The sequence below is a fragment of the Agromyces sp. NPDC055658 genome (assembly GCF_053618155.1).
In genome coordinates, this window is record NZ_JBSHHD010000001.1 from 107,197 (window position 1) to 130,978 (window position 23,782).

The window sequence follows — 23,782 nt, forward strand, 5'->3', positions numbered from 1 at the left end:
AATGCGGGAGGCTCGACGGCGCACGGAAGCTCCGGCCCGGCAGGGGGCACGAACGTGCGCCGCCGCCCCACGCTGCGGATGGTCGCCGAGCTCGCCGGCGTCTCGACGGCGACGGTGTCGTACGTGTTCTCGGGCCGCTCCGGCGGCGGCTCGGGCGTCGCCGAGGCGACGGCCAAGCGCGTGCTCGAGGCCGCCGAGCAGCTGAACTACCGGCCCAACCGCGCCGCCCGCACGATTCGCACCGGCCGCAGCGACACCGTGCAGCTCTCGCTGCACATGCTGAGCGACCCGTGGTCGCTCGCCGTCGCGGCCGCGGTCAACGACGAGGCGAACCGGCACGGCCTCACGACGCTGATCCTGGCCGACGGCGACTGGTACGCCGCGCTCGAACGGGTCGAGAGCGACGTCGCCTACCTCGACGCCGCGGTCGGCAGCGACGAGGTCAGGCGCCACCTGCAGGCGCTCGCCGAACGCGGCCAGCGGCTCGTCGTCTTCAGCGAGACGCTCGAGCCCGACGGCTACGACGTGATCCGCTCCGACGCGATCCCCGGCTGCTACCTCGCGATGGACCACTTGCTCGAACGGCACACCGCGATCGGATGCCTCGTGGCCGAGGACGCCGTGCGTGCACCCGAGCACTCGCGGTACACCCCGTACCTCGCTCGCATGCGCGAGCGCGGGCTGCCCGTGGTGCCCGAGCACACCGCGACCTACGCGAACACGCAGGCGAGCGCGTTCGCCGCGGCGGTCGCCCTGCTCTCGCGCGACGACCGCCCCACGGCGATCTACGCGACGACCGACTTCGCCGCGATCGCGGCGATCAACGCGGCGCACATGCTGGGCCTCAGGGTGCCGCACGACGTCGCCGTGATCGGCGTCGGCAACACCCCCGACGCGCAGTCGATCGCCCCGACCCTCACCACCGTCGGCCCGACGGACTTCTATCGCAGGCAGGCCGAGATCATCGTCGCGCGAGCCCTCGACTCGGGCGCGACCGAGCCCCGCCTGCACGAATTCCCGTGGTCGCTCGTCCCGGGCGGCTCGACCGATCTGGACGCACCGCCGCGCGCGGTGCGCACGCTGTGACCCCCTGCGACGCGAACTCGCGCAGGAAGACTCGAAGGAGCACCACCCCGTGGATCTGAACATCGGCATCGTCGGCTTCGGCGCGCGCGCGACCCTCGTGCACGAGGCGCACCGGCCCGGACGGGGCTCCCGCGTGACGGGCGTCTGCGACCTGTCCGAGCGCTCGCGCGCGGAGGCGCGTGCGGCGCTGCCCGAGGCGACCGTCACCGACTCGCTCGACGAGCTGCTCGCGAGCGGCGTCGACGCGGTGATGGTGCTGACCCCCGACCACCAGCACGCGTCCGTCGCGATCGCGGCGCTCGAGGCGGGGGTGCCCGTCTTCTGCGAGAAGCCGCTCGCCGTGACCGTCGAGGACGCCGACGCGATCCTCGAGACCGCCCGCCGCACCGGCACCCGGCTCTACGTCGGCCACAACATGCGCCACATGTCGGTCGTGCTCCTCATGCGCCGGCTGATCCTCGAGGGCCGCATCGGCGAGGTCAAGGCGATCTGGTGCCGCCACTTCGTCGGCAACGGCGGCGACTTCTACTTCAAGGACTGGCACGCCGAGCGCGAGAAGACCACGGGCCTGCTGCTGCAGAAGGGCGCGCACGACCTCGACGTCATCCACTGGCTCGCGGGCGCCTACACGACCGAGGTGCAGGCCATGGGCTCGCTCAGCGTCTACGGCGACATCGACGACCGGCGCGACCGCGCGGGCGAGCGGATGCGCGACTGGTTCAGCCTCGACAACTGGCCGCCGACCGCGCAGACCGGGCTGAACCCGGTGATCGACGTCGAGGACATCTCGATGGTCAACATGCGGCTCGGCAACGGCGTGCTCGCGAGCTACCAGCAGTGCCACTTCACGCCCGACTACTGGCGCAACTACACCGTCATCGGCACCGAGGGCCGCATCGAGAACTTCGGCGACGTCTCGGGCTCCGAGGTCGGCCTCTGGAACCGCCGCCACCAGGGCGCGGCGCCTGCCGACGAGACCTTCATCGTGCCCGAGTCGCCCGAGGACGTGGGGCACGACGGCGCCGACGCGCTGCTCGTCGCCGAGTTCCTCCGCTTCGTGCGCGACGGCGGCCTCACCGAGACCTCGCCGGTCGCAGCCCGCGAGGCGGTCGCCGTCGGCATCCGGGCGACGGAGTCGCTGCGCAGCGACGGCGGCACGCTCGAGGTGCCGCCGCTCGACCCCGCACTCGTCGCGTACTTCGAGGCCGGGCAGGTCGAGCCGGCCGCGACGCCGGCCTGAGGCGTCCCGCCGCCGGCCCCGACCTCGCGCCGGTACGATGGCTGAGTCATCCGGCGCACCCACCGGACCACTCGCATGAGCCGCCGCACCCAGCGGTTCGTGCGCCGAACAACGGAGTTTTCGAAGCGATGAAGGCCCTCTACAAAGCCGCCCCGGGCGCCGGTTTCGAGTTCGTCGAACGGCCCGAGCCCGAGCCCGGTCCCGCCGACGTGAAGATCCGGGTGCTGCGCACCGGAATCTGCGGCACCGACCTGCACATCGAGAAGTGGGACGACTGGGCCGCGTCCGAGATCCGCACTCCGCTGATCCCCGGTCACGAGTTCTACGGCGAGGTCGTCGAGGTCGGCGAGCTCGTGCACGACGTCGCCGTCGGCGACCGCGTGTCGGGCGAGGGGCACGTCGTCTGCGGGATGTGCCGCAACTGCCGTGCCGGCCGCCGTCAGATGTGCATCCGCACGCAGGGCGTGGGCCTCCACCGCGACGGCGCGTTCGCCGAGTACGTGGTGATCCCGGGCGAGAACGTGTGGGTGCACCACTCGCCCGTCGACCCCGAGGTCGGCGCGATCTTCGACCCGTTCGGCAATGCCGTGCACACCGCCCTCGCCTTCTCGGTCGTCGGCGAAGACGTGCTCGTCACGGGTTGCGGCCCGATCGGCCTCATGTCGATCGCGGTCGCCCGCCACGTCGGCGCGCGGTTCATCGTCGCCTCGGATGTCTCGCCGTCGCGGCTCTCGCTGGCGATGGAGATGGGCGCCGACGCGGTCGTGGACGTCTCGAAGGAGAGGGTGCGCGAGGTGCAGTCGCGGCTCGGCATGCGCGAGGGCTTCGACGTCGGCTTCGAGATGAGCGGGTCGCCGAAGGCGCTGCCCGAGATGATCGAGAACATGAACCACGGCGGCCGCATCGCGATGCTCGGCCTGCCCTCCGAGCCCTATGCGATCGACTGGGGCAAGGTCGTGACCCACATGCTGACCCTCAAGGGCATCTACGGCCGTGAGATGTTCGAGACCTGGAACTCGATGTCGGCGATGCTGCAGACGTCGAGCGAGCTGCGCTCGCGCGTGGCGTCGATCATCAGCGACCGCTTCGCCGCACGCGACTGGCGGCAGGCGTTCGACGTGGCCGCCTCTGGCGGCGTCGGCAAGGTCATCCTCGACTGGACGGAGGTCTGAGATGTACGGAGACGTGAAGGCGCAGCTGCGCGCGGAACTCGACGAGATCGAGGCCGCGGGCCTCACCAAGCGCGAACGCGGCATCCGGGGCCCGCAGTCCTCCGAGATCGAGGTCGCCGGCCGCGAGGTGCTCAACTTCTGCGCCAACAACTACCTCGGCCTCGCCGACGACCCCCGCATCGTCGCCGCCGCGCACCGCGGCCTCGACGAGTGGGGCTACGGCATGGCGAGCGTGCGGTTCATCTGCGGCACGCAGGAGCAGCACCTCGAGCTCGAGCGGCGGGTGTCCGAGTTCCTCGGCTACGACGACACAATCCTCTTCTCGTCGTGCTTCGACGCGAACGGCGGGGTCTTCGAGACCCTGTTCGGTCCCGACGACGCGATCATCTCCGACGAGCTCAACCACGCGTCGATCATCGACGGCATCCGGCTCTCGAAGGCGCAGCGGTTCCGGTACAAGAACCGCGACCTCGCCGACCTCGAGGCCCGCCTGGTCGAGGCATCCGGTGCCCGCCGCACGGTGATCGTGACCGACGGCGTCTTCTCGATGGACGGCTACATCGCACCGCTGCGGGAGATCTGCGACCTCGCCGACCGGTACGGCGCGCTCGTCTTCGTCGACGACTCGCACGCCGTCGGCTTCGTCGGCGCAGGCGGTCGCGGCACGCCCGAGTACTGCGGCGTCGAGGGCCGGGTCGACATCACGACCGGCACCTTCGGCAAGGCGCTCGGCGGCGCGTCGGGCGGCTACGTCGCGGCCCGCCAGGAGATCGTCGACCTGCTGCGCCAGCGCGCCCGCCCGTACCTGTTCTCGAACACGCTCGCGCCCGCGATCGTCGCCGGCACGCTCGAGGCGCTGTCGCTGCTCGCCTCCTCGGGCGAGCTGCGCACGCGGCTGAACGCGAACGCGGCCCTCTTCCGCGAGCTCATGGATGCCGCGGGGTTCGAGCTGCTGCCGGGCGAGCACCCGATCGTGCCCGTCATGTTCGGCGACGCCGCGCTCACCGCGCGCATCGCCGACGCGCTGCAGGAGCGCGGCGTGTTCGTCACGGCCTTCTCGTACCCGGTCGTGCCGAAGGGCGCGGCGCGCATCCGCGTGCAGCTCTCGGCGGCGCACTCCGACGACGAGATCCGCCGCTGCGTGGCCGCGTTCGCCGAGGCGCGCGACGCCGTCGCGGCGGGCTGAGGCCGGCGCCGCCGGTGTCGCGTATCTGCAAGACCGGCGCGATCGGCCCGGCGTAGCCTGAATCCCGAACCATGAGCGGAGATCGCCGTTCGGCGACGAAGCGAGGGGAGACGATGATGGCTGGGCACTTCGATGCGGTCTCGAGCATCACGATCGACGCGCCGCGCGAGCGCGTCTGGGCGGTGGTGACCGACCCGGCCGCGGCGCGTGAGTTCATGTTCGGCACCGAGCTCGTGACCGATTGGTCGGTGGGCGGCCCGATCCGCTGGCGCGGAGTCTGGGAGGGGAAGCCCTACGAGGACCACGGCGTCGTGCTCGAGTTCGCACCGCCCGAGCGCCTCGTGCACACCCACTTCAGCCCGCTGAGCGGCGAGGCCGATGCGCCCGAGCACCACCACACCTTGACCTGGGCGCTGCGAGATGCCGGCGGGGCGACCGAGCTGACGCTCACCCAGGACAACAATCCGACGGCCGAGGCCGCGCAGCACTCGAAGGCGATGTGGGACACGCTCGTCGCGAAGGTGAAGGAACTCTCGGAGCAGGCCTGACGCCGCCGTCGCGACGCGGTGCGGCGGCGGGCCCGGACGTCTTCGAATCGATTCGGCCTAGAATCGGGCGCATGCAGCCCGAACCCGCAGCCCCGGCCGCCTCCCGGCCGACGCTCGCCGACGTCGCCGCGAAGGCCGGCGTCTCCGCGTCGACGGCCTCGCTCGCATTCAGCGGGTCCGGCCCCGTCTCGGACGCGACGAAGCAGCGCGTGCTCGACGCGGCCGCCGCGCTGGGCTACGGCGGGCCCGACCCGCGCGCCCGCTCGCTGCGGCAGGGGCGGTCGGGCATCGTCGGCGTCGTGCTCGAGGAGCGGGTGCGAGCGGCGTTCCTCGACCCGGTGAAGATCCAGATGCTCGACGGCATCACCGAGGGCATCGCCCCGCTCGGCGCCGGCCTGCTGCTGCTCACCGACACCGGCGAACCCGGCGAGAACGCCGTCAACATCGAGAGCGCCCCCGTCGATGCGGTCGTGCTCATCGGGTGCAGCCCGCGACTCGCGGTGTCGATCGAGGCGCTCCGGCGCCGAGGCATCCCCGCCGTCGCCATCGAGGGCGACACCGGCGAGGGCCTGCCCGAGATCTCGATCGACAACCACCAGGCCACCCGGCGGGGCGCCGACTACCTGCGCAAGCTCGGGCACACGCGCGTCGCACTCGTGACGCTGCCCTTCGACGCGGCGCGAACGCGCGGGCCGCTCACCCCCGAGCTCGAGCAGTCGGGCACCGCGGCGACCGCACGCGACCGGCTCGCGGGGGCCCGCGAGATCTTCCCCGACATCACCGGCCAGGTCGCCGGGGCGAGCTCGATCGAAGAGGGCCTCGAGGCCGCCCGCGCGCTGCTCGCCGACCCCGCGACGCGTCCGACTGCGATCATCGCGCAGAGCGACCTGCTCGCGGCCGGCGTGATCCGCGCCGCCGAGGAGCTCGGCATCGCCGTGCCGGCCGAGCTCAGCGTCATCGGGTTCGACGGCATCCGCGTCGACGGGCTGCAGCACGACCTGACGACGCTCTCGCAGCCGTCGGTCGCGAAGGGGCGGGCCGCCGGCGAGGCGGTCGTGAGCCTGCTCGCGGGCGAGTCGCCCGAGTCGGTCTGCTTCACGAGCACCCTGCACGTCGGCGACACGACCGCCCCGCCGCCCGCCCGCTGAGGGCAGAGCGAGGGCCGGTCGTAGGCTGACCGCATGAGCCTCGACCTCGCAGCGATCTACCGCGACCTGCACGCCAACCCCGAACTCTCGTTCCAGGAGCACCGCACCGCCGCCATCGTCGCGGAGACCCTGACCGGGCTCGGCTTCGACGTCGTGACGGGGCTCGGCAACACCGGCGTCGCGGGCGTGCTCGCGAACGGCGCCGGCCCGACGGTGCTGCTGCGCGCCGACATGGATGCGCTGCCCGTGCTCGAGGACACCGGACTGCCATACGCCAGCACCGCACGCGGGACGGACGCCGACGGCAACGACGTGCCGGTGATGCACGCATGCGGCCACGACGTGCACGTGACGTGCCTGCTCGGTGCGGCCGAACGGATGGCCGCCGAGCGCTCCCGGTGGTCGGGCACGCTCGTCGTCGTCTTCCAGCCCGCCGAAGAGCTCGGCGGCGGTGCCGAGTCGATGGTCGCCGACGGCCTCTTCGACCGCGTGCCCCGGCCCGACATCGTGCTCGGCCAGCACGTCGCCCCGCTGCCCGCGGGATTCGCGGGCGTGCACGCCGGCGTCGCGATGGCGGCGGCCGACGAGCTGACGGTGCGCGTGCACGGCGTCGGCGGCCACGGCTCGCGCCCCGAGGCGACGATCGACCCGGTGCTGCTCGCCGCGGCGATCACCGTGCGGCTGCAGGGGGTCGTCGCCCGTGAGATCGCCGCGACCGATGCCGCCGTCGTCACCGTCGGGCAGTTGCACGCCGGCACGAAGCACAACATCATCCCGTCCGAGGCGATGCTCGGCATCAACGTGCGCAGCTTCGACGAGTCGGTGCGCACGAAGGTGCTCACCGCGATCGAGCGCATCGCGACGGGCGAAGCGGCCGCCTCGGGCGCCCCTCGTGACCCCGACTTCGACTACGGCGCGCGGTTCCCGGCCACCGTCAACGACGCGGATGCCTCGGAGCGCACCGCCGCGGCGCTGCGCCGTGCGCTCGGCGAGGGGCGGGTGTTCGACCCGGGCGTCGTCTCGGGCAGCGAGGACGTCGGCGTCTTCGCGACCGTCGCGGGCGTGCCGCTCGTCTACTGGTTCCTCGGCGGGTTCGACCCGTCGCTGTTCGACCCTGCCGCGCTCGCCGCGGGGCGACTGCCCGAGAACCTGCCTTCGAACCACTCGCCGAAGTTCGCGCCGGTCATCGACCCGACCCTCGAGAGCGGCGTCGCGGCCCTCGTCGCCGCCGCGCGCGAGTGGCTCGGTGCGTCGGTCGGGTAGACCCGCGGTCGTCTCGATGCGCCTGAAGTGAGTCGTCGCGCCTGAAGCGAGTTGCAACCTCGTTCTCGCGCGAGAACCTCCTTCAGCGGGGCAGCGGGCGTGACCGGCCCGGTCGAGGTCAGGCGGGCGCGCCCGTGACCATCCACCGCTCGCCGCGCGCCCGGAGCCCGAGGGTCACCGCGCGCGCCGCCAGGTAGCCGATGGCGAACGCCGCCATGAGCCAGGCGGGCCCCGCGGCACCCGGCGGGGCCACCGACACGACGCCGAGGGCGAGCGGTACGAACACGGCGAGGTTCACAAGGCCCGTCCAGGCGAGGTAGCGGGCGTCGCCGGCGCCGATGAGCACGCCGTCGAGCACGAAGACGAGGCCGCCGAGCGGTGCCGACAGGCCGAGCACGACGAGCGCCGGCGGCAGCAGGGCGGCCACCTCGGCCGAGCTCGTGAACAGCCCGGGCAGCACCCAGGCGAGCGCGATGAGCAGCGCCCCGATGGCCGCACCCGACCCGATGCCCCACTCGATGCAGCGTCGCAGCACGCGCCGGACGGCCGTGACGTCGCCGGCGCCGAGCCCTCGCCCGACGAGGGCCTGTGCGGCGATCGCGAGCGCGTCGAGCGCGAAACCGAGCGTGAAGTAGATCGTCATCGCGACCTGGAACGCGGCGAGCTCGTTCGACCCGAGCGAGGTCGCCGCCCAGGTGGCGAGCAGCAGCGCGACGCGTAGGCTCGCGGTGCGCACGAACAGCCAGCCGCCCGACTTCGCCCCGCGCAGCACCCCGGCGTGGTGGGGCCACGGGCTCGCCCCCGCCCGGCGCGCGTGCGTCGCGACGACGACGAGGTAGACGACGACCATGCCCCACTGCGCGATCACCGTGCCGACGGCCGAGCCCGCGATGCCCCACCCCGCGACGTAGATGAACACGTAGTTGAGCGCGATGTTGACGGCGAAGCCGATGCCCGCGACCCAGAGCGGGGTCTTCGTGTCCTGCAGGCCGCGCAGGAGTCCGGTCGCCGCGAACACGATCAGCATCGCCGGCAGGCCGCCCATCGAGATCGACAGGTACGTGGATGCCTCGGCCGTGACCTCGCTCGTCGCCCCGAACAGCCCCACGAGCCACGGTGCCGCGAACCACCCGCCGACGGCGAGCACGATGCCGATGCCGAGGGCGAGCCAGAGCCCGTCGATGCCCGACGCGACCGCGCCGCGCAGGTCGCCGGCGCCGAGCCTGCGGGCGACCGCGGGCGTCGTGGCGTAGGCGAGGAACACCATCAGCCCGATGATCGTCTGCAGCACCGCGCTCGCGAGCCCGAGCCCGGCGAGGGGCTCCGCACCGAGGTGGCCGACCATCGCCGTGTCGGCCAGCAGGAACAGCGGTTCGGCGATGAGCGCGCCGAGCGCGGGAATCGCGAGGCGGAGGATGTCGCGGTCGACGGCGCGCCCCGCCGACCGTGCGGCCGCGGAGCTCGCGGCGGGGTCGGTCGGGTCGGTCGACGAGCCCGTGGTGCCGGCGGTGCCCGGTTCGGAGGCGTCGGAGCGATTCATGTGCCCTCGAGCCTACGTCGGGCCGGTGACACGACCGGATGCCGGCCGGGGCGCTCCGGCATCCGGTCGTCTTCGGGAACCGGCGCGGCGCTCGGGCTGCGCACCGGCCCGGCTCACGCGGCGGTGCGCACGCTCCGCTCCTCGCCTCGCTCGATGCGGTCGACCGCGGCGACGCCGCCGCCGACGAAGGCCGTGACGGCGTCGAGCGTGCGGTCGGCCCCGAGCAGCCTGACGTGACCGGATCCGCTGGACAGCAGCATCCTCGACCGGTCGCCGTGCGCTGCGTGCAGCAGCTCGCTCTGCGCGGCGTCGATCTCGCGGTCTTCACGGTCGTGCAGCAGCAGCAGCTCGACCGACGCCGGCAGCGGTGCGGCGAGCGTGTCGAAACGACGCCACGGGTCGGACGCGTCGGGGAAGACCCGCCGGGTGTAGCGCTCGCGCTGGATCGCGGCGGCCTGCTCGCTGAGACCGACGCCGTGCGCGAAGGCGTCGAACAGGTAGCGGCCCGACGACATCGGCGCGAGCCCGACGACACCGCGCGTCGAGACGCCGTCGCGCACCGCGGTCATCGTCGTGAGCGCGCCGAGCGAATGGCCGATGATCGCCTCGAAGCGGCCGTACTTGAGGTGCAGCCGGTTGATCGCCTCCACCCACGAACGGATGTCGGTGCGCCGGCCCGCCGCGTCGCCGTGCGCCGGTGCGTCGAATGCGACGAGGTGGAAGCCCGCGGCGCGCAGCTCGCGGATGATCGGCGCGAACTGCGAGGCGCGGCCGCGCCAGCCGTGCACCAGCAGCACGGTGCGGGGGCCCGTGCCCCATTCGTAGAGCACGCCGTCGCCGTGCGGCAGCGGCAGCGGGTGCCGCTCGGCGGCGAGGTGCACGGGCTGCTCGCTCGGATGCACGACGCGCGACGGGCGCGTGCGCTCGAACATGGGGCCGGCGATGCCCGCGGCGAGTGCGGGCGAGACGCGGTCGGCGGTGCGCACCGCGCTGAGCGCGGCGTTCGTCATCTGGACGGAGGTCGACAGAGCCATGGATGATCCTTCCGGGAGTGGCTCGCGTAGGGGCGCGCATCGCACACTCTCCTCGCGCGTCGCCGCCGCCGACATGGACCCATGTCGCCATTCGCCGCGGCGGCGGCACCCAGAACGGGGGTCGGGGCCTCGCGACGCCTCGCTCAGTCGGCCGCGCCGTCGAGGTACCGGATCACCGCGAGCACCCGGCGGTGATCGTCGGCCGTGACGGGCAGCCCGAGCGCGTCGTAGATGCCCGAGGTGTGCTGCACGATCGCCTTCTCGGTGAGCACGAGCCGTTGCCCGATCCAGGCGTTGCTCCGACCTTCCGCCATGTAGGCGAGCACCTCGCGCTGGCGGCGCGTGAGTCGCCGCACGTCGCCGCCGCCGCGCCCGGCGCGCGAGATGAGCACCGCGACCACCTCGGGGTCGAGCGCCGTGCCGCCCTCGGCGACGCGGCGGAGGTCGTCGCGGAACGCGCCGACATCGGCGATCCGCTGCTTCAGCAGGTACCCGATCCTGGATGCCTCGCCCCCGAGCAGCTCGAGCGCGTAGCGCCGCTGCACGTACTGCGAGAGCACGACGATCGCGATGTCGGGGCGCTCGTTCCGGATGCGGAGGGCCGCTCGCAGGCCCTCGTCGCTGTGCGACGGCGGCATCCGGATGTCGGTGATCACGAGATCGGGCCCGTGCGCGTCGACGGCGCCGAGCAGCTCGTCGGCATCGCCCGCCGCGGCGACGACCTCGAACCCGCCCTCCTCGAGCAGCAGTCGCAGCCCCTGCCGCAGCAGGGTCTCGTCTTCGGCGATCACGACCCGCACGGCAGCTCCGCCCTGAGGCTCGTGCCACCGCCGGGGACGTTCCGCAGCGACATCCTGCCCCCGACCGCATCGATGCGGTCGGCGAGCCCCGCGAGCCCGCGGCCGCGATGCACGCCCGTCCCGCCGACGCCGTCGTCGGCGATCTCGACGGCGAGCACGTCGCCCTCGCGGGTCAGGCTGACCGACGCGGATGCCGCGCGCGCATGCTTGACCGTGTTGGCGAGCCCCTCGGCGACGACGAAGTACGCGACGTTCAGGACGGTCGGCGACAGCGGCGCGTCGAGTCCCTCGGCGCGCAACGTCGTCGGAATCGGCATCCGGTCGACGAGGTCCTCCGCGGCGAGCACCAGTCCGCGCTCGACGAGCGCCGACGGCATCACCTCGTGCACGAGCCGGCGCAGCTCGTCGGCCGCCTCCTCGATGCCCTGACGCAGGTGCAGCGCACGATCGCGGACGGCCTCGACCTGCGCGTCGTCGTGGATGCGCCCCGCCTCGAGTGCGAGCAGCACGAGCTGCACCTGGAGCCCGTCGTGCAGGTCCTTCGCGATGCGGGCGCGCTCCCGGTCGGCCGCCTCGACGAGGCGCACGCGCGAGTGCCGCAGCGCCGTCTGGCTCGCTCGCAGCTCGGTCGTGAGCCGTTCGCGCGCGATCGCGATCGCGGCGACCCGGCCGACGGCCTGCACGCGCTGCTGGTCGCCCACGAGCCTGGCGTCGTACACGATCGCGCCGACCGGGGCGCCGTCGGACTCGATGACGGCGAAGCCGCGACCGGGATCGTCGGGCGGGTCGACGCCGATGCCCTGCTCGTCGACGAATCCCTCGCGCACCGGCAGCCAGTAGACGAGCTCGACGCTCGGATCGCCGAGCGCGCGCGCGATGGCGGACCGCAGCGGCTCGCGTCCGGACTCGGTGCCGAGCCACGCCGCGAGCTCCTCGAGCTCGGCCGTGCGCTCGAAGCCGCCGACGAGCACCCCGACCGTGAAGGCGACGGCGACGCCGGCGATGAGCGCGAGCTGGACGGCGACGACGGCGGGCACCGGCAGGGCGACGTCGAGGCTCGCGCTCGCCGGGATGAGCACGACCGACGCCATGCCGTAGCCGTAGAGCGGCACCAGCACGCGCCGGCGGCCGGGCGACGTCGCGCGCAGCCGCATGCCGAGCACGACCGCCGTCGCGACGACGACGACGAGCCCGGCCCACCGCTGCACCTCGCCGCCGATCGTCGCGAGCTCCGAGTTCGCCGGGATCGCGGGGGCGAACAGGCCCATGCCCCACACGTAGACCGGGGTCTGCAGCACGAGCGCGACGAAGTAGCCCGCGAGCGCGATCGCGCGGGAGGTCCGGTCGGGCAGTCGGCCGGACGGGAAGGCGAGCAGCAGGTGCACGATGACGGCGACGATGACGGTCGCGAAGACGCTGCCGACCACGATGCCGAACTGGATGCCGGTGTTGAGCAGGCCGCCGGCGAGCAGCGAGATGCCGCCGACCCAGATGAGCAGGCCGGTGCGACTGCTCGGCCGTCGGCGCCACGCGATCGTTCCCGCGACGAACCAGACGAGCGCGACGGCGGGGAACAGGGCGATCACCCAGAACTCGGGCGGGATGGGGAGGAGCAGCGCGAACTCGAGCGCGGCGAACAGCACGCCGAGCACCATCATGAGGGTGAGCGCGGCGCCCAGCGATCGTGCGAGCGGGGGCGCCGACCAGTCCGATGCCATGCCCCTCCCGCCCCGCGCCGACCCGGCGCCCAGCCCCATCTTGGCCGAGGCCGTCGGCGAACGGAATGGACCTGGATCGCGTCATCCCCGTCAGGAGGGTCGGGCGAGCGGGGGCGAGCCGACGGCTCAGGCGTCGACGATCTCCTTGCCGAGGGGCGCGAGCGAGACGGGCACGAGCTTGAAGTTCGCGATGCCGAGCGGGATTCCGATGATCGTGATGCAGAGCAGCAGGCCCGTGACGATGTGCTCGAGCGCGAGCCACCAGCCGGCGAGGATGACCCAGATCACGTTGCCGATGAACGACCACGCGCCCGAGGTCGGCTTCTGCACGACCGTGCGGCCGAACGGCCACAGGGCGTACATCGCGATGCGGAACGACGCGATGCCCCACGGGATCGTCACGATCAGGATGCACATCACGACGCCCGCGAGCACGTACGACAGGAACAGCCAGATGCCCGAGAGCACGAGCCAGATGATGTTCAGCAGCGTCTTCATGTCGATCCTCAGCCTATGCGCCGGAAGCCGAGCATAGGCTGTTGCGCATGACCGACGTCGCGCTGCCCTCCGGAATCACGCTTGACGAGCTCGACCCGGGCGTGCGCCCGCAGGACGACCTGTTCCGGCACGTCAACGGCAGGTGGATCGAACGCACCGACATCCCCGCCGACAAGGCGCGCTACGGCTCCTTCTACGTGCTGCACGAGGAGGCCGAGGAGGCCGTGCGCGAGATCATCGAGGAGTCGCAGCAGGCCGAGCCCGGCACCGAGGCCCGCAAGGTGGGTGACCTCTACGCGAGCTTCATGAACGAGGACCGGGCCGAGCTGCTCGGGGTCACGCCGATCGCCGGCCAGCTGCTCGAGGTGTCGCTCGTGAACTCGATCGGCAGTTTCGTCGAGACCCTCGGCCGGCTCGAGCGGCAGGGCGTGTCGGGCTTCGCGCAGCTCTACGTCGACAACGATCCGGGCGACCCCGAGCGCTATCTCGTCTTCGTCGAGCAGGGCGGCATCGGCCTGCCCGACGAGAGCTACTTCCGCGAAGACCGCTTCGAGCCGATCCGCGCGGCCTACCGCGAGCACCTCGAGCGGATGCTGCGGCTCGCGCAGTTCGACGCGGCCGCCGAGCGGGCGGCCCGCGTGTTCGAGCTCGAGACCGAGATCGCGAGGGTGCACTGGAACAACGTCGACTCGCGCGACAGCGAGAAGACCTACAACCTTAAGAGCTGGGCGGATGCCTCGGCGCTGGCGTTCCCCGGCGCCGAGCCCGCGGGTTCGGGGCTGTCGGTCTGGCGCGACGCGATGGGCGTTCCGTCGGGCGCCTTCGACGAGCTCGTCGTGCGGCAGCCGTCGTTCGTGCAGGGCCTCGGCCGGCTGCTGACCGAGGACCGGCTGCCCGCCTGGCGCGACTGGCTGGCCTGGCAGGTCGTGCGCTCGAGCGCGGCCTACCTCTCGAGCGACCTCGTCGAGGCCAACTTCGACTTCTACGGCCGCACGCTCACCGGCACGCCGCAGATGCGCGAGCGGTGGAAGCGCGGGGTCTCGCTCGTCGAGGGCGCCATGGGCGAGGCGGTCGGCCGCATCTACGTCGAACGGCACTTCCCGCCCGCGGCGAAGGAGGCGATGGACGAGCTCGTCGCGAACCTCGTCGCGGCCTACCGCGAGTCGATCGAGGGCCTCGACTGGATGGGGAAGGCCACCAAGAAGAAGGCGCTCGACAAGCTCGCGAAGTTCACGCCGAAGATCGGCTACCCCGTGAAGTGGCGCGACTACTCGACCCTCGAGATCACCGACGACCTCGTCGGGAACGTGCGCGCGACGGCCGAGTTCGAGTTCAAGCGCGAGCTCGGCAAGGTCGGCGGGCCGATCGACCGCGACGAATGGTTCATGACCCCGCAGACGATCAACGCGTACTACAACCCCGGCTTCAACGAGATCGTGTTCCCTGCGGCGATCCTGCAGTTCCCGTTCTTCGACGCCGGCCGCGACGCCGCGGCGAACTACGGCGCGATCGGCGCGGTGATCGGACACGAGATCGGGCACGGCTTCGACGACCAGGGGTCGAAGTACGACGGCGACGGGCGCCTCACCGACTGGTGGACGGCCGATGACCGCGCCGCCTTCGAGGAGCGCACGAAGGCGCTCATCGAGCAGTACGACGCGCTCGTTCCCGCCCAGCTCGCCGACGGCGCGCCCGGGTCCGAGGGTGCCGCGGGCGAGGCATCCACCGAGGGCGGGGCCGAGGCGAACGGGGCGCCGCACGTGAACGGCGCGCTCACGATCGGCGAGAACATCGGCGACCTCGGCGGGCTCGCGATCGCGTGGAAGGCGTACGTGCTCTCGCAGGGCGGCGACGTCGACGGGGCTCCCGAGATCGACGGGTACTCGGCGGTGCAGCGGTTCTTCCTGTCGTGGGCGCAGGCCTGGCAGATGAAGGGCCGCGACGAGGAGGTGGTGCGCCTGCTCGCGATCGATCCCCACTCGCCGAACGAGTTCCGGTGCAACCAGATCGTCCGCAACATCGATGAGTTCTACACTGGCTTCGGAGTGACTGAAGAGGACGCCCTCTGGCTCGACCCTGCCGAGCGGGTGACCATCTGGTAGTCGCAGATCCGAAGTCCGAGTATCCGAACATCTCGAGCGCGCCGCGGCCTGCGGTGGGGGAGCGCCGACCGTCCGAGGAAGAGCGTGCAAGCACCGTGGTGACGTCGTCGCAGGGATCCGAGCGACGCGCACGTCATGCCGATCTGCGCAAGGGCAAGCACCGCACCGAGGAGCCGGGCGAGAACTTCGCCCGCGGGTTCGCCGCGCTCGGCGAGCTCGCGCTCGCCGGGGTGCAGGTCTCGGCCCGCGCGACCGACCTCGCGACCGGCAAGGTGCTGTTCTCGGTCGACGACCACGTCGTGATGCCGACCGCCTCGATCGGCAAGGTGCTGCTGCTCGTCGAGATCGCCTCGCGCCTCGTCGGGGCGAGCACCGAGACGTTCACCGTGCTCGACCGCGCTCCCCGCGACGCGGCCGGCGACTCGGGCATCTGGCAGCACCTGCAGTCGCCGTCGCTGCCGATCGCCGACCTCGCCGCACTCGTCGGCGCGACGAGCGACAACCTCGCGACGAACGTGCTCATCCGCCACATCGGCCTCGAGGCGGTGCGCGCGCGCACCGAGACGCTCGGCCTCACGCGAACCGCGCTGCTCGACCTCGTGCGCGACCACCGCGGGCCCGACGACGCCCCGCAGCTCTCGATCGGCTCGGCGAAGGAGCTCACCTGGCTCTTCGCCTCGCTCGCCCGCGGCGAGATCGTCTCGCCCGAGGTGTCGCAGCGCGTCGTCGGCTGGCTCTCGCTCAACGCCGATCTCTCGATGGTCGCCTCGGCGTTCGGGCTCGACCCGCTCTCGCATCGCACGCCCGACCACGGCGTGCTGCTCATGAACAAGACCGGCACCGACGGGGGAGTGCGCAGCGAGGTCGGTGTGCTGCGGGGGCCGCGCGCGAGCGTCGCCTACGCCGTCTCGATGTACTACGCCGACACGATGCTCTCGTCGCGCCTCGCGGTGCTCGACGGCATGCGCCAGGTCGGCATGGACCTGCTCGAGTTCGTGCACTGAGGTGCTCGCCCGAATGCTGATCCGCACGTACCGCGTGGACGACCGCGCGGCCGTCGACCGGCTTCTCGCCGAGGCGTTCTCGGGGCCTCAGCCCGACGGTTCGCCGGCGGCGTCGCCGCCGATCGAGGTCGTGCTCAACACGGCGCTCGTCACCTCGGTGGAGTTCCTGCCGCACCTCGCCCTCGTCGCCGAGATCGACGGGGCGGTCGCCGGCTACTGCATCACGACGAGGGGGTGGGTCGGCGACGGGCCCGCGCTCGGGCTCGGCCCCATCGGGGTCGATCCCTCAGTGCAGCGGCGCGGCATCGGCTCGGCGCTCGTGCGCGAGACGTTGCGGCTCGCCGCGGAGCACGGCGAACGAGTCGTGGCGCTGCTCGGCGACCCGGCGTACTACGGCCGGCTCGGCTTCGTGCCGAGCGTCGACCTCGGCATCACGCCGCCCGAGCCGGCCTGGGGCGCGTACTTCCAGGCGATCCGGCTCGGCGCGGCCGAGGCGGACGCCCCGGTCGGCGCGTTCCGCTACGCGGCCCCGTTCGACGAGCTCTGACCCGCTCCCGGCTGCTCCGCGGGTTGGTCGGCGGCGTCGGCCGTGGCGTCGGCGAGCTGCCGGATGCCGGTGACCACCGCGTCGACCGTCTCGGTCGCGCCGAGCACCCGGAAGTGACCGGCGACCGGCACCTGCACGTTGGTCGCCCCGTCGAGCGCGCTTCCCTTCGGCACGTGCGGGTCGAACGGCCCGAACACCGAGACGATCCGCGAGTTCACCGAGACGCCGTCGGCGAGCTCGACGATGATCGGCGCATCGGGATCGAACTCGCGCAGGGCCCGGTCGAACATGAATCGCGAGTAGATCGAACCGCCGAACGGCGTCGCGATCGCGACCATGCCGAGCAGGCCGAGCGACGGCGCGTCGTCGTCGAGCAGCATGCGCTTCGCGACGAGCCCGCCCTTCGAGTGGGCGACGAGCACCTGGCCGGCCGCCGGGATCGACACCCGGGCGAGCGCGCGCGAGACGCGGGCGGCGGTCTCGGGGATGTCGAGCAGGTTCGCCCCGAGGCCGTGCACGACGCGCACGCGGTGGCCGCGGGCGTTGAGCGCGTCGCCGAGGAGTCGCAGGAACGACCAGTGCTCGTACACGCCCGGCAGCAGCACGATCGTCGGGAGCGCGGTGTCGCCGCGCGACCATTTCGCGGGCGGCTTCCAGGCACCGAGCACTGCGAGCTGGCGCCATCCCGCGTAGAGGTAGTCGAGCGCCCACCAGCGGATGATCTTCGCCAGGGGCGGCCGCCGGCGGGCGGGCACGACGACGGCGCCGTCAGCAGGCCCGACGACCCGGCCGACCGCCTCGCCCCTCGCGTGGGCGGCGATCAGGTTCGCGACCCGCGCTCCCGCCGTGATCATCGTCTCGTGTCCACGGCCCGGCACCTCGGCGTACCGGCCGTCGCCGACGAGCGATGCGACCCGCTCGGCCCACTCGCGCGGCACGAGGCGATCGCGTTCGCCTCGGATCACGAGGGTGCGGGCCGCGACGTTCGGCAGCGTGAGCTCCACGCGGTGCTCGATGACCGGCGGCAGGCTCTCGAGGTACCAGGAGACCCCCGCCTTCGCGTACGAGACGACGCCGAGCCCGAGCACCTTCGGGTGGGTGAGCGAGAGGTCCTGCAGGAGCCGCAGGGCCTGCTTGCCGGCCGAGCGTTCGCGAGGGTTCACCGTCGGCGCGATGAGCACGATGCGCTCGAACAGCTCGGGATGCCACGCCGCCGCCTCGGCGACGGCCTGGGCCCCCGCGCTGTGGCCGACGAGCACCGGGTCGGCGATGCCCTCCGCCCGCACGAGATCGGCGAGGAGGTCGCCGGCCCCGCGCATCGTGAGCGGCTCGTCGGGCTGGGGCGCGTCGCCGAAGCCCGGGAGGTCGAGTGCGTAGACCGTGCCGCTGCGCCCGAGCTCCGCCGCGACATCCGACCAGTACTCGTGGGCCATGCCGATGCCGTGCACGAGCACGTAGCCCGGGCCGTCGTCGCGACCGCTGCGCGTGATGCGCGTGACGCGGCCTCCGCTGCGGAATACGCGAGTCGACGCCATGCCCCGCAGTCTATGGGGACGGGCGGGGTCCGGACACGGCGCCCCGGCGCTCACTCGGCGGCCGGGACCGTGCTCAGTCGATCAGGCCGGTCGCAGCGAGCCGGGCGAGCACCTCGCGCCCGGCGGGCGGGCAGCGGTCGGCGTCGGCCGTGGTCACCCAGTGCAGGCTGCCGACCTCGGCGGAGGGCGCCGGCGAGGCATCCGTGTCGGTCTGGAAGACCCGCATGCGCACGAGCCGGCCGTCGGGCTCGCCGTGCGCCTGGGTGACGACCTCGAACAACTCGTCGAGGGAGGCAGGGTCGAGTTCGAGCGCGACCTCTTCGAACGCCTCGCGCGCGGCCGCTTCGGCGGCCGTCTCGCCCGCATCGATCTTGCCGCCGGGCATGTAGTAGACCTCGCGATCACGGGCGGTGACCATGAGCACCCGACGGTCGCGCACGAGCGCGATCGCGGAGACGAGGAGGTCGGGCAGCTGGGGCATCCGTTCAAGCCTAGAGTGCCGTCGCCCGTAGGATGGTGGCACCGCCGGGCTGTCCGCCCGAGATCTCCACCCCCGACCATTGGAGCCACCGTGGCCGCACCCAGCCGTCTCGAATCCGTCATCGCCCTCGCCCAGCACCGGGGGTTCGTCTTCCAGGCCGGCGAGATCTACGGCGGTTCGCGTTCGGCGTGGGACTACGGCCCCCTCGGCGTCGAGCTGAAGGAGAACATCAAGCGGCAGTGGTGGCGCTACATGGTCACCCGCCGCGACGACGTCGTCGGCCTCGACTCGAGCGTCATCCTGCCGAAGCAGGTCTGGGTGGCCTCGGGCCACGTGGGCGTCTTCACCGACCCGCTCGTCGAGTGCCTGCACTGCCACAAGCGCTTCCGCGAGGACCACCTGCTCGAGGCGTATGAGGAGAAGAAGGGCCGCGCCCCCGAGAACGGCATGGGCGACATCGCCTGCCCGAACTGCGGCACCCGCGGCGAGTGGACCCCGCCCCGCGACTTCAACATGATGCTGCAGACCTACCTCGGCCCGGTGCAAGACGAGTCGGGCCTGCACTACCTGCGCCCCGAGACCGCGCAGGGCATCTTCACGAACTTCGCCAACGTGCTGCAGGCGGCGCGCATGAAGCCGCCGTTCGGCATCGGGCAGATCGGCAAGTCGTTCCGCAACGAGATCACGCCCGGCAACTTCATCTTCCGCACGCGCGAGTTCGAGCAGATGGAGCTCGAGTTCTTCGTCGAGCCCGGCACCGACGACGAGTGGTTCCAGTACTGGCTCGACTACCGCTGGAACTGGTACGTCGACCTCGGCGTCGACCCCGAGAACCTGCGCCTCTTCGAGCACCCGAAGGAGAAGCTCAGCCACTACTCGAAGCGCACCGTCGACATCGAGTACCGCTTCGGCTTCACCGGCGGCGAGTGGGGCGAGCTCGAGGGCGTCGCGAACCGCACCGACTTCGACCTCTCGACGCACTCCGAGCACTCGGGCAAGGAGCTCAGCTACTTCGACCAGTCGAAGAACGAGCGCTGGATCCCCTACGTGATCGAGCCCGCAGCGGGCCTCACCCGCTCGCTCATGGCGTTCCTCGTCGACGCGTACCACGTCGAGGAGGTGCCGAACGCGAAGGGCGGCACCGACACCCGCACCGTGCTGAAGCTCGACCCGCGCCTCGCGCCCGTCAAGGCCGCCGTGCTGCCGCTCAGCCGCAACGAGAAGCTCTCGCCGCTCGCGCGCGAGGTCGCCGCGTCGCTGCGCCAGTACTGGAACGTCGACTTCGACGATGCCGGCGCGATCGGCCGCCGCTACCGCCGCCAGGACGAGATCGGCACCCCGTTCTGCATCACGGTCGACTTCGACTCGCTCGACGACGACGCCGTGACGGTGCGAGACCGCGACACGATGGAGCAGCAGCGCGTGCCGCTCGCCGAGCTCGAGGGCTTCCTCGCGGCGCGGCTCATCGGGGCGTAGGGCGTTCGTGCCCGCCTCGGCCGAGCCCGTCGACGGCACGACCGCGACCGCGGCGACCGGCGCGGCCGCGGCGACCGGCGCGGCGTTCCCGTTCGACATCGCGTCGATCGAGGGTGCCCCGCTGCGGACCGACCGCATGACGCTGCGCCCGATCTCGCCCGATGACAGCGACGACGTCTGGGAGTACCAGCGCCTGCCCGAGGTGCTGCGCTACATCCCGTGGCCGCCGCGCAGCCGCGAGGACGCGCACGTGCACACGCTGAAGCGCGCCGGCATGCGGGTGCTCGCCGCCGACGGCGACGCGACCCACTTCGCGATGGTGCTGCACGGCGAGCCGTCCGTCGGCGTGCCGGTCGCGGGCGGCGCCGGCGCCGAGGCATCCGCCCCTCGCGACCGCGTGGTGGGCGACGTGATGCTGCGGGTCGGCAGCATCGAGAGCGCGCAGGTCGAGATCGGCTGGGTGCTGCATCCTGCGTTCCAGGGTCGCGGGCTCGCGCGCGAGGCCGCCGCCGAGGTGCTGCGCTTCACCTTCGAGGTCATCGGTGCGCACCGCGTGTTCGCCCACCTCGATGCGCGCAACACCGCCTCGGCCGCGCTGTGCCGCCGGCTCGGCATGCGCCTCGAGGGCACGATGCTCGAGGAGATCCTCGAGGACGACGGCTGGCAGGACAGCGAGCTCTACGCGATCCTGCGGCGTGAATGGATGCCTCGGGGCTGAACCCGCGCCGTCGCCCGGCGCAATGGAGGAACTTCTGCGCGACACGCCGGACCTGACGGCGTGCGATCGGCGTGTCGGGCGGATCGCTCCTCCAGAGCGGACGATGCGGGACGGGACGATGCCCCTCAGCCCGCGTAGGGCGCGGTGCTCGACCGGATCACGAGCTGCGCCGCCACCTCGGTCGACGCCGGCGGCGCGGTCGGGTCGTCGATGCGTCGCAGCAGGTGCTCGACCGCGAGCGCGGCGATGTCGCCGAACGGCTGGGCGACGGTCGTGAGCGCGGGGCTGCAGTACGCGGCGAGGGCGATGTCGTCGACGCCGACGACCGAGAGGTCTTCGGGCACCCGACGGCCGAGCTCGTGCAGGGCTCGGATCGCGCCGAACGCCATCTCGTCGCTCGCGACGAAGACGGCCGTCGCCTCGGGGATGCGGCCGAGCAGGAGCCCCGCCTGATAGCCCGACTCGGGCGACCAGTCGCCGTGGAGGAGCGGCGGCACCTCGCGGCCCGCGGCCTCGAGCGCCGCACGCCAGCCGGCGGCCCGGCCGGTCGAGTCGAGCCACTCGTCGGGTCCGGCGACGTGCCAGACGGTGGGGTGCCCGAGCGACAGCAGGTGCTCGGTCGCGAGCCGGCCCACCTCGAACTGGTCGATCGCGACGACCTCGCTCGACATCGTGCGCGAGCCGTCGATCGTGACGGTCGGGATGCGGCGGGCGATCGTCTCGACCTCGTCGGTGCCGGTCGCCACCGGCACGACGAGCACGATGCCCTCGACCGACTGCCGGTCGAGGCGGGTCATCGCGGCGGCGATCGCCGCAGGGTCGGGCGAGCTCGCCGTCGAGATGTTGACCGCGTAGCCCGCGCGGCGGGCGGCGGACTCGACGCCATGGGTGACGGCGGCGCCAGAGTAGTCGACCGTCGGCAGCACGACGACGCCGATCGTGCGCGTGCGGCCCGACGAGAGCGAGCGCGCGGCGTTGTTCATGCGATAGCCGAGCTCGTCGACCGAGGCGAGCACGCGGTCGCGGGTTGCGGGCTGCACGTTGGGGTGGCCGCTCAGCACACGCGACACCGTCTGCGCCGAGACGCCGGCGTGGGCGGCGACGTCGGCCATGCTCGGCGTGCGCGCGCGTCCGTTCGCGTCGAGTCGCCGCGTCGTGCTCATCTGATGCCCCTTCGCCATGCCAGCCCCCATGCTAGCGAAAACATGCTATCTCGAAGACTGGGTCGATTGTCCCGTTCTTTCGTCAAGAATCCGTGCTTGTTATCGATAACAAGATGTGGCACCATCAGAGCACGCCCCGCGGAACCCGCACCCGAGACCGCGCGGGGCCCGGTTCGTTGCACGACGCATTCCGAGCTCATTCAAAGGAGAGGCAGCAGTGAAGAAGACAGTCATGCGCACGGTGGGCATCACCGGCGCGATCGGCATCGGCCTGGCGCTCGCCGGCTGTGCCGGGGCCGCGCAGCCCGAGCAGTCCGGTCCGGCCGAGGTCACGTTCTGGGGCTGGGCCCCGGGCTACGCCGACGCCGTCGAGGCGTTCAACGCCTCGCAGGACGACGTGGTCGTCACCTACGAGGAGGTCGCCCCCGGCGCCAAGGGCGGCTACGACAAGATGCTCAACGCCGTGACGGCCGGCAACGCGCCGTGCCTCGCGCAGGTCGGCTACGAGACGCTCACGAGCTTCGCCGCGCAGGGCGCGCTCGAAGACGTGTCCGAGTTCGCGAACGAGAGCGAGGGCGAGTTCTCGCCCGCGACGTGGTCGGCCGTCTCGATCGGCGACGCCGTGTACGGCGCGCCCGTCGACCAGGGCCCGATGGCGCTCTTCTACAACAAGGAGGTCTTCGACTCGCTCGGCATCGCCGTGCCGACCACGTGGGCCGAGTACCAGGCCGCCGGCGAGAAGCTCAAGGCCGCGGGCAAGTCGCTCTCGGCGAGCTACCTGAACTACGACTACGCCGGCTTCGACTGGCAGGCCGAGGCGCCGTGGTTCTCGGTCGACGGCGACAGCTGGAACGTCTCGATCGACTCGCCGGAGGGCCAGAAGGTCGCCGACTACTGGCAGGGCCTCACCGACGCCGGCCTCATCAGCCAGGCCCCCATGTGGGACCAGTCCTGGTACACGGGCCTCGGCGACGGTTCGATCGCGACGCACGTCGGCGCGGTCTGGATCGCCGGCATCCTGAAGGGCAGCGCCCCCGACGGCGCCGGCAAGTGGGCCGTCGCCCCGATGCCGCAGTGGGAGGCCGGCGACGACAAGGTCGGCAACGTCGGCGGCTCGGCCACGGCCGTGCTGAAGGGCTGCGACAACCCCGAGGCGGCGTGGACGTTCGCGCATGCCATGAGCACCGATCCCGACATCTACACGGGCCTCATCGAGGCCGCCGCGCTCTACCCGGCGGCGACCGAACTGCTCGACCTGCCGGTGCTCACCGAGCCCGACCCGTACTTCGGCGACCAGGTCATCTTCGACGTCTTCGCCGAGGCCTCGCCGCTCGTCACGACCGGATGGACCTGGGGGCCGAACATGCCCGAGACCGTCGGCTTCCTCGACGACGGCCTGGGCAAGGCCTGGTCGAAGCAGGGCACCTTCGCCGACGCGCTGAAGGGCACCCAGCAGCAGACCGTCGACGCCCTCGAGGCGCAGGGCCTCTCCGTCTCGGAGTAGCCCGCGAGACCCGGGCCGG

21 protein-coding genes are annotated in these 23,782 nt (G+C 72.3%); 13 read left to right on the plus strand and 8 right to left on the minus strand.

The window, feature by feature from the left end; all coding sequences use genetic code 11:
* The first annotated feature begins 54 nt into the window (after nt 1-54).
* From ACWGPE_RS00515 to ACWGPE_RS00545, 7 genes are all read left to right on the plus strand, one after another.
* Nucleotides 55-1,086 carry a LacI family DNA-binding transcriptional regulator gene (locus ACWGPE_RS00515; RefSeq protein ID WP_231429139.1) on the plus strand — a complete coding sequence of 344 codons (1,032 nt, stop codon included), beginning with the start codon at nt 55-57 and terminating at the stop codon, nt 1,084-1,086.
* 49 nt (nt 1,087-1,135) lie between these two features.
* On the plus strand, nt 1,136-2,326 hold the full coding sequence (locus ACWGPE_RS00520) for a Gfo/Idh/MocA family protein (RefSeq protein ID WP_231429138.1): 1,191 nt from the start codon (nt 1,136-1,138) through the stop codon (nt 2,324-2,326).
* Between the two features lie 128 nt (nt 2,327-2,454).
* Nucleotides 2,455-3,498, plus strand: coding sequence for an L-threonine 3-dehydrogenase (gene tdh / locus ACWGPE_RS00525; RefSeq protein WP_231429137.1), 1,044 nt, complete (start codon nt 2,455-2,457; stop codon nt 3,496-3,498).
* Nucleotide 3,499: 1 nt separating this feature from the next.
* Entirely contained in the window at nt 3,500-4,684 is a 1,185-nt protein-coding gene (locus ACWGPE_RS00530; protein ID WP_231429136.1) for a glycine C-acetyltransferase, read from the plus strand.
* Nucleotides 4,685-4,800: 116 nt separating this feature from the next.
* Entirely contained in the window at nt 4,801-5,232 is a 432-nt protein-coding gene (locus ACWGPE_RS00535; RefSeq protein ID WP_231429135.1) for an SRPBCC family protein, read from the plus strand.
* Between the two features lie 71 nt (nt 5,233-5,303).
* Nucleotides 5,304-6,380, plus strand: a complete 1,077-nt coding sequence (locus ACWGPE_RS00540) for a LacI family DNA-binding transcriptional regulator (protein ID WP_231429134.1) — start codon at nt 5,304-5,306, stop codon at nt 6,378-6,380.
* Nucleotides 6,381-6,413: 33 nt separating this feature from the next.
* A complete protein-coding gene (locus ACWGPE_RS00545; RefSeq protein WP_452047884.1) occupies nt 6,414-7,643 on the plus strand; it encodes an amidohydrolase in 1,230 nt (409 codons plus the stop codon).
* Nucleotides 7,644-7,761: 118 nt separating this feature from the next.
* Here the strand turns inward: ACWGPE_RS00545 and ACWGPE_RS00550 are convergent, their stop codons facing one another.
* The 5 genes from ACWGPE_RS00550 to ACWGPE_RS00570 all read right to left on the minus strand — a co-directional run bounded on the left by ACWGPE_RS00550 (nt 7,762) and on the right by ACWGPE_RS00570 (nt 13,233).
* Nucleotides 7,762-9,183: an MATE family efflux transporter gene (locus tag ACWGPE_RS00550; RefSeq protein WP_452047885.1), complete on the minus strand. Its 1,422-nt coding sequence runs from the start codon at nt 9,181-9,183 to the stop codon at nt 7,762-7,764.
* A gap of 113 nt (nt 9,184-9,296) precedes the next feature.
* The gene (locus ACWGPE_RS00555) at nt 9,297-10,217 is read right to left on the minus strand and encodes an alpha/beta hydrolase (RefSeq protein ID WP_275505969.1); all 921 of its coding nucleotides are present in this window, start codon (nt 10,215-10,217) and stop codon (nt 9,297-9,299) included.
* 143 nt (nt 10,218-10,360) lie between these two features.
* Nucleotides 10,361-11,017: a response regulator transcription factor gene (locus ACWGPE_RS00560; protein ID WP_275505970.1), complete on the minus strand. Its 657-nt coding sequence runs from the start codon at nt 11,015-11,017 to the stop codon at nt 10,361-10,363.
* Entirely contained in the window at nt 11,005-12,735 is a 1,731-nt protein-coding gene (locus ACWGPE_RS00565; protein ID WP_231429129.1) for a sensor histidine kinase, read from the minus strand. The genes ACWGPE_RS00560 and ACWGPE_RS00565 overlap by 13 nt, the downstream gene beginning before the upstream one ends.
* A 126-nt stretch (nt 12,736-12,861) precedes the next feature.
* A complete protein-coding gene (locus ACWGPE_RS00570) occupies nt 12,862-13,233 on the minus strand; it encodes a YccF domain-containing protein (protein WP_231429128.1) in 372 nt (123 codons plus the stop codon).
* Between the two features lie 47 nt (nt 13,234-13,280).
* Here ACWGPE_RS00570 and ACWGPE_RS00575 point away from each other — a divergent pair, with 47 nt between their 5' ends.
* From ACWGPE_RS00575 to ACWGPE_RS00585, 3 genes are all read left to right on the plus strand, one after another.
* On the plus strand, nt 13,281-15,335 hold the full coding sequence (locus ACWGPE_RS00575; protein ID WP_452047886.1) for a M13 family metallopeptidase: 2,055 nt from the start codon (nt 13,281-13,283) through the stop codon (nt 15,333-15,335).
* Nucleotides 15,336-15,433: 98 nt separating this feature from the next.
* Nucleotides 15,434-16,339, plus strand: a complete 906-nt coding sequence (locus tag ACWGPE_RS00580; RefSeq protein ID WP_452047887.1) for a serine hydrolase — start codon at nt 15,434-15,436, stop codon at nt 16,337-16,339.
* Nucleotides 16,340-16,352: 13 nt separating this feature from the next.
* A complete protein-coding gene (locus ACWGPE_RS00585) occupies nt 16,353-16,886 on the plus strand; it encodes a GNAT family N-acetyltransferase (protein ID WP_452047888.1) in 534 nt (177 codons plus the stop codon).
* Here ACWGPE_RS00585 and ACWGPE_RS00590 read toward each other — a convergent pair.
* Both ACWGPE_RS00590 and ACWGPE_RS00595 read right to left on the minus strand, forming a co-directional pair.
* Nucleotides 16,859-18,421, minus strand: coding sequence for an alpha/beta fold hydrolase (locus ACWGPE_RS00590; RefSeq protein ID WP_452047889.1), 1,563 nt, complete (start codon nt 18,419-18,421; stop codon nt 16,859-16,861). The genes ACWGPE_RS00585 and ACWGPE_RS00590 overlap by 28 nt on opposite strands.
* 73 nt (nt 18,422-18,494) lie before the next feature.
* Entirely contained in the window at nt 18,495-18,902 is a 408-nt protein-coding gene (locus tag ACWGPE_RS00595) for an NUDIX domain-containing protein (protein ID WP_231429122.1), read from the minus strand.
* Between the two features lie 90 nt (nt 18,903-18,992).
* Here ACWGPE_RS00595 and ACWGPE_RS00600 point away from each other — a divergent pair, with 90 nt between their 5' ends.
* Together ACWGPE_RS00600 and ACWGPE_RS00605 are read left to right on the plus strand one after the other, a co-directional pair.
* Complete coding sequence (locus tag ACWGPE_RS00600; protein ID WP_231429121.1) at nt 18,993-20,378, plus strand: glycine--tRNA ligase; 1,386 nt, start codon at nt 18,993-18,995, stop codon at nt 20,376-20,378.
* 7 nt (nt 20,379-20,385) lie between these two features.
* On the plus strand, nt 20,386-21,096 hold the full coding sequence (locus ACWGPE_RS00605; protein WP_275505976.1) for a GNAT family N-acetyltransferase: 711 nt from the start codon (nt 20,386-20,388) through the stop codon (nt 21,094-21,096).
* Between the two features lie 125 nt (nt 21,097-21,221).
* Here the strand turns inward: ACWGPE_RS00605 and ACWGPE_RS00610 are convergent, their stop codons facing one another.
* Nucleotides 21,222-22,259, minus strand: coding sequence for a LacI family DNA-binding transcriptional regulator (locus tag ACWGPE_RS00610; protein WP_231429119.1), 1,038 nt, complete (start codon nt 22,257-22,259; stop codon nt 21,222-21,224).
* A 217-nt stretch (nt 22,260-22,476) separates the two neighbouring features.
* Between ACWGPE_RS00610 and ACWGPE_RS00615 the strand changes: the two genes are divergently transcribed.
* Nucleotides 22,477-23,763 (plus strand): ABC transporter substrate-binding protein, encoded by a 1,287-nt coding sequence (locus tag ACWGPE_RS00615; RefSeq protein WP_231429118.1) that lies wholly within the window; start codon nt 22,477-22,479, stop codon nt 23,761-23,763.
* Nucleotides 23,764-23,782 lie beyond the last annotated feature (19 nt).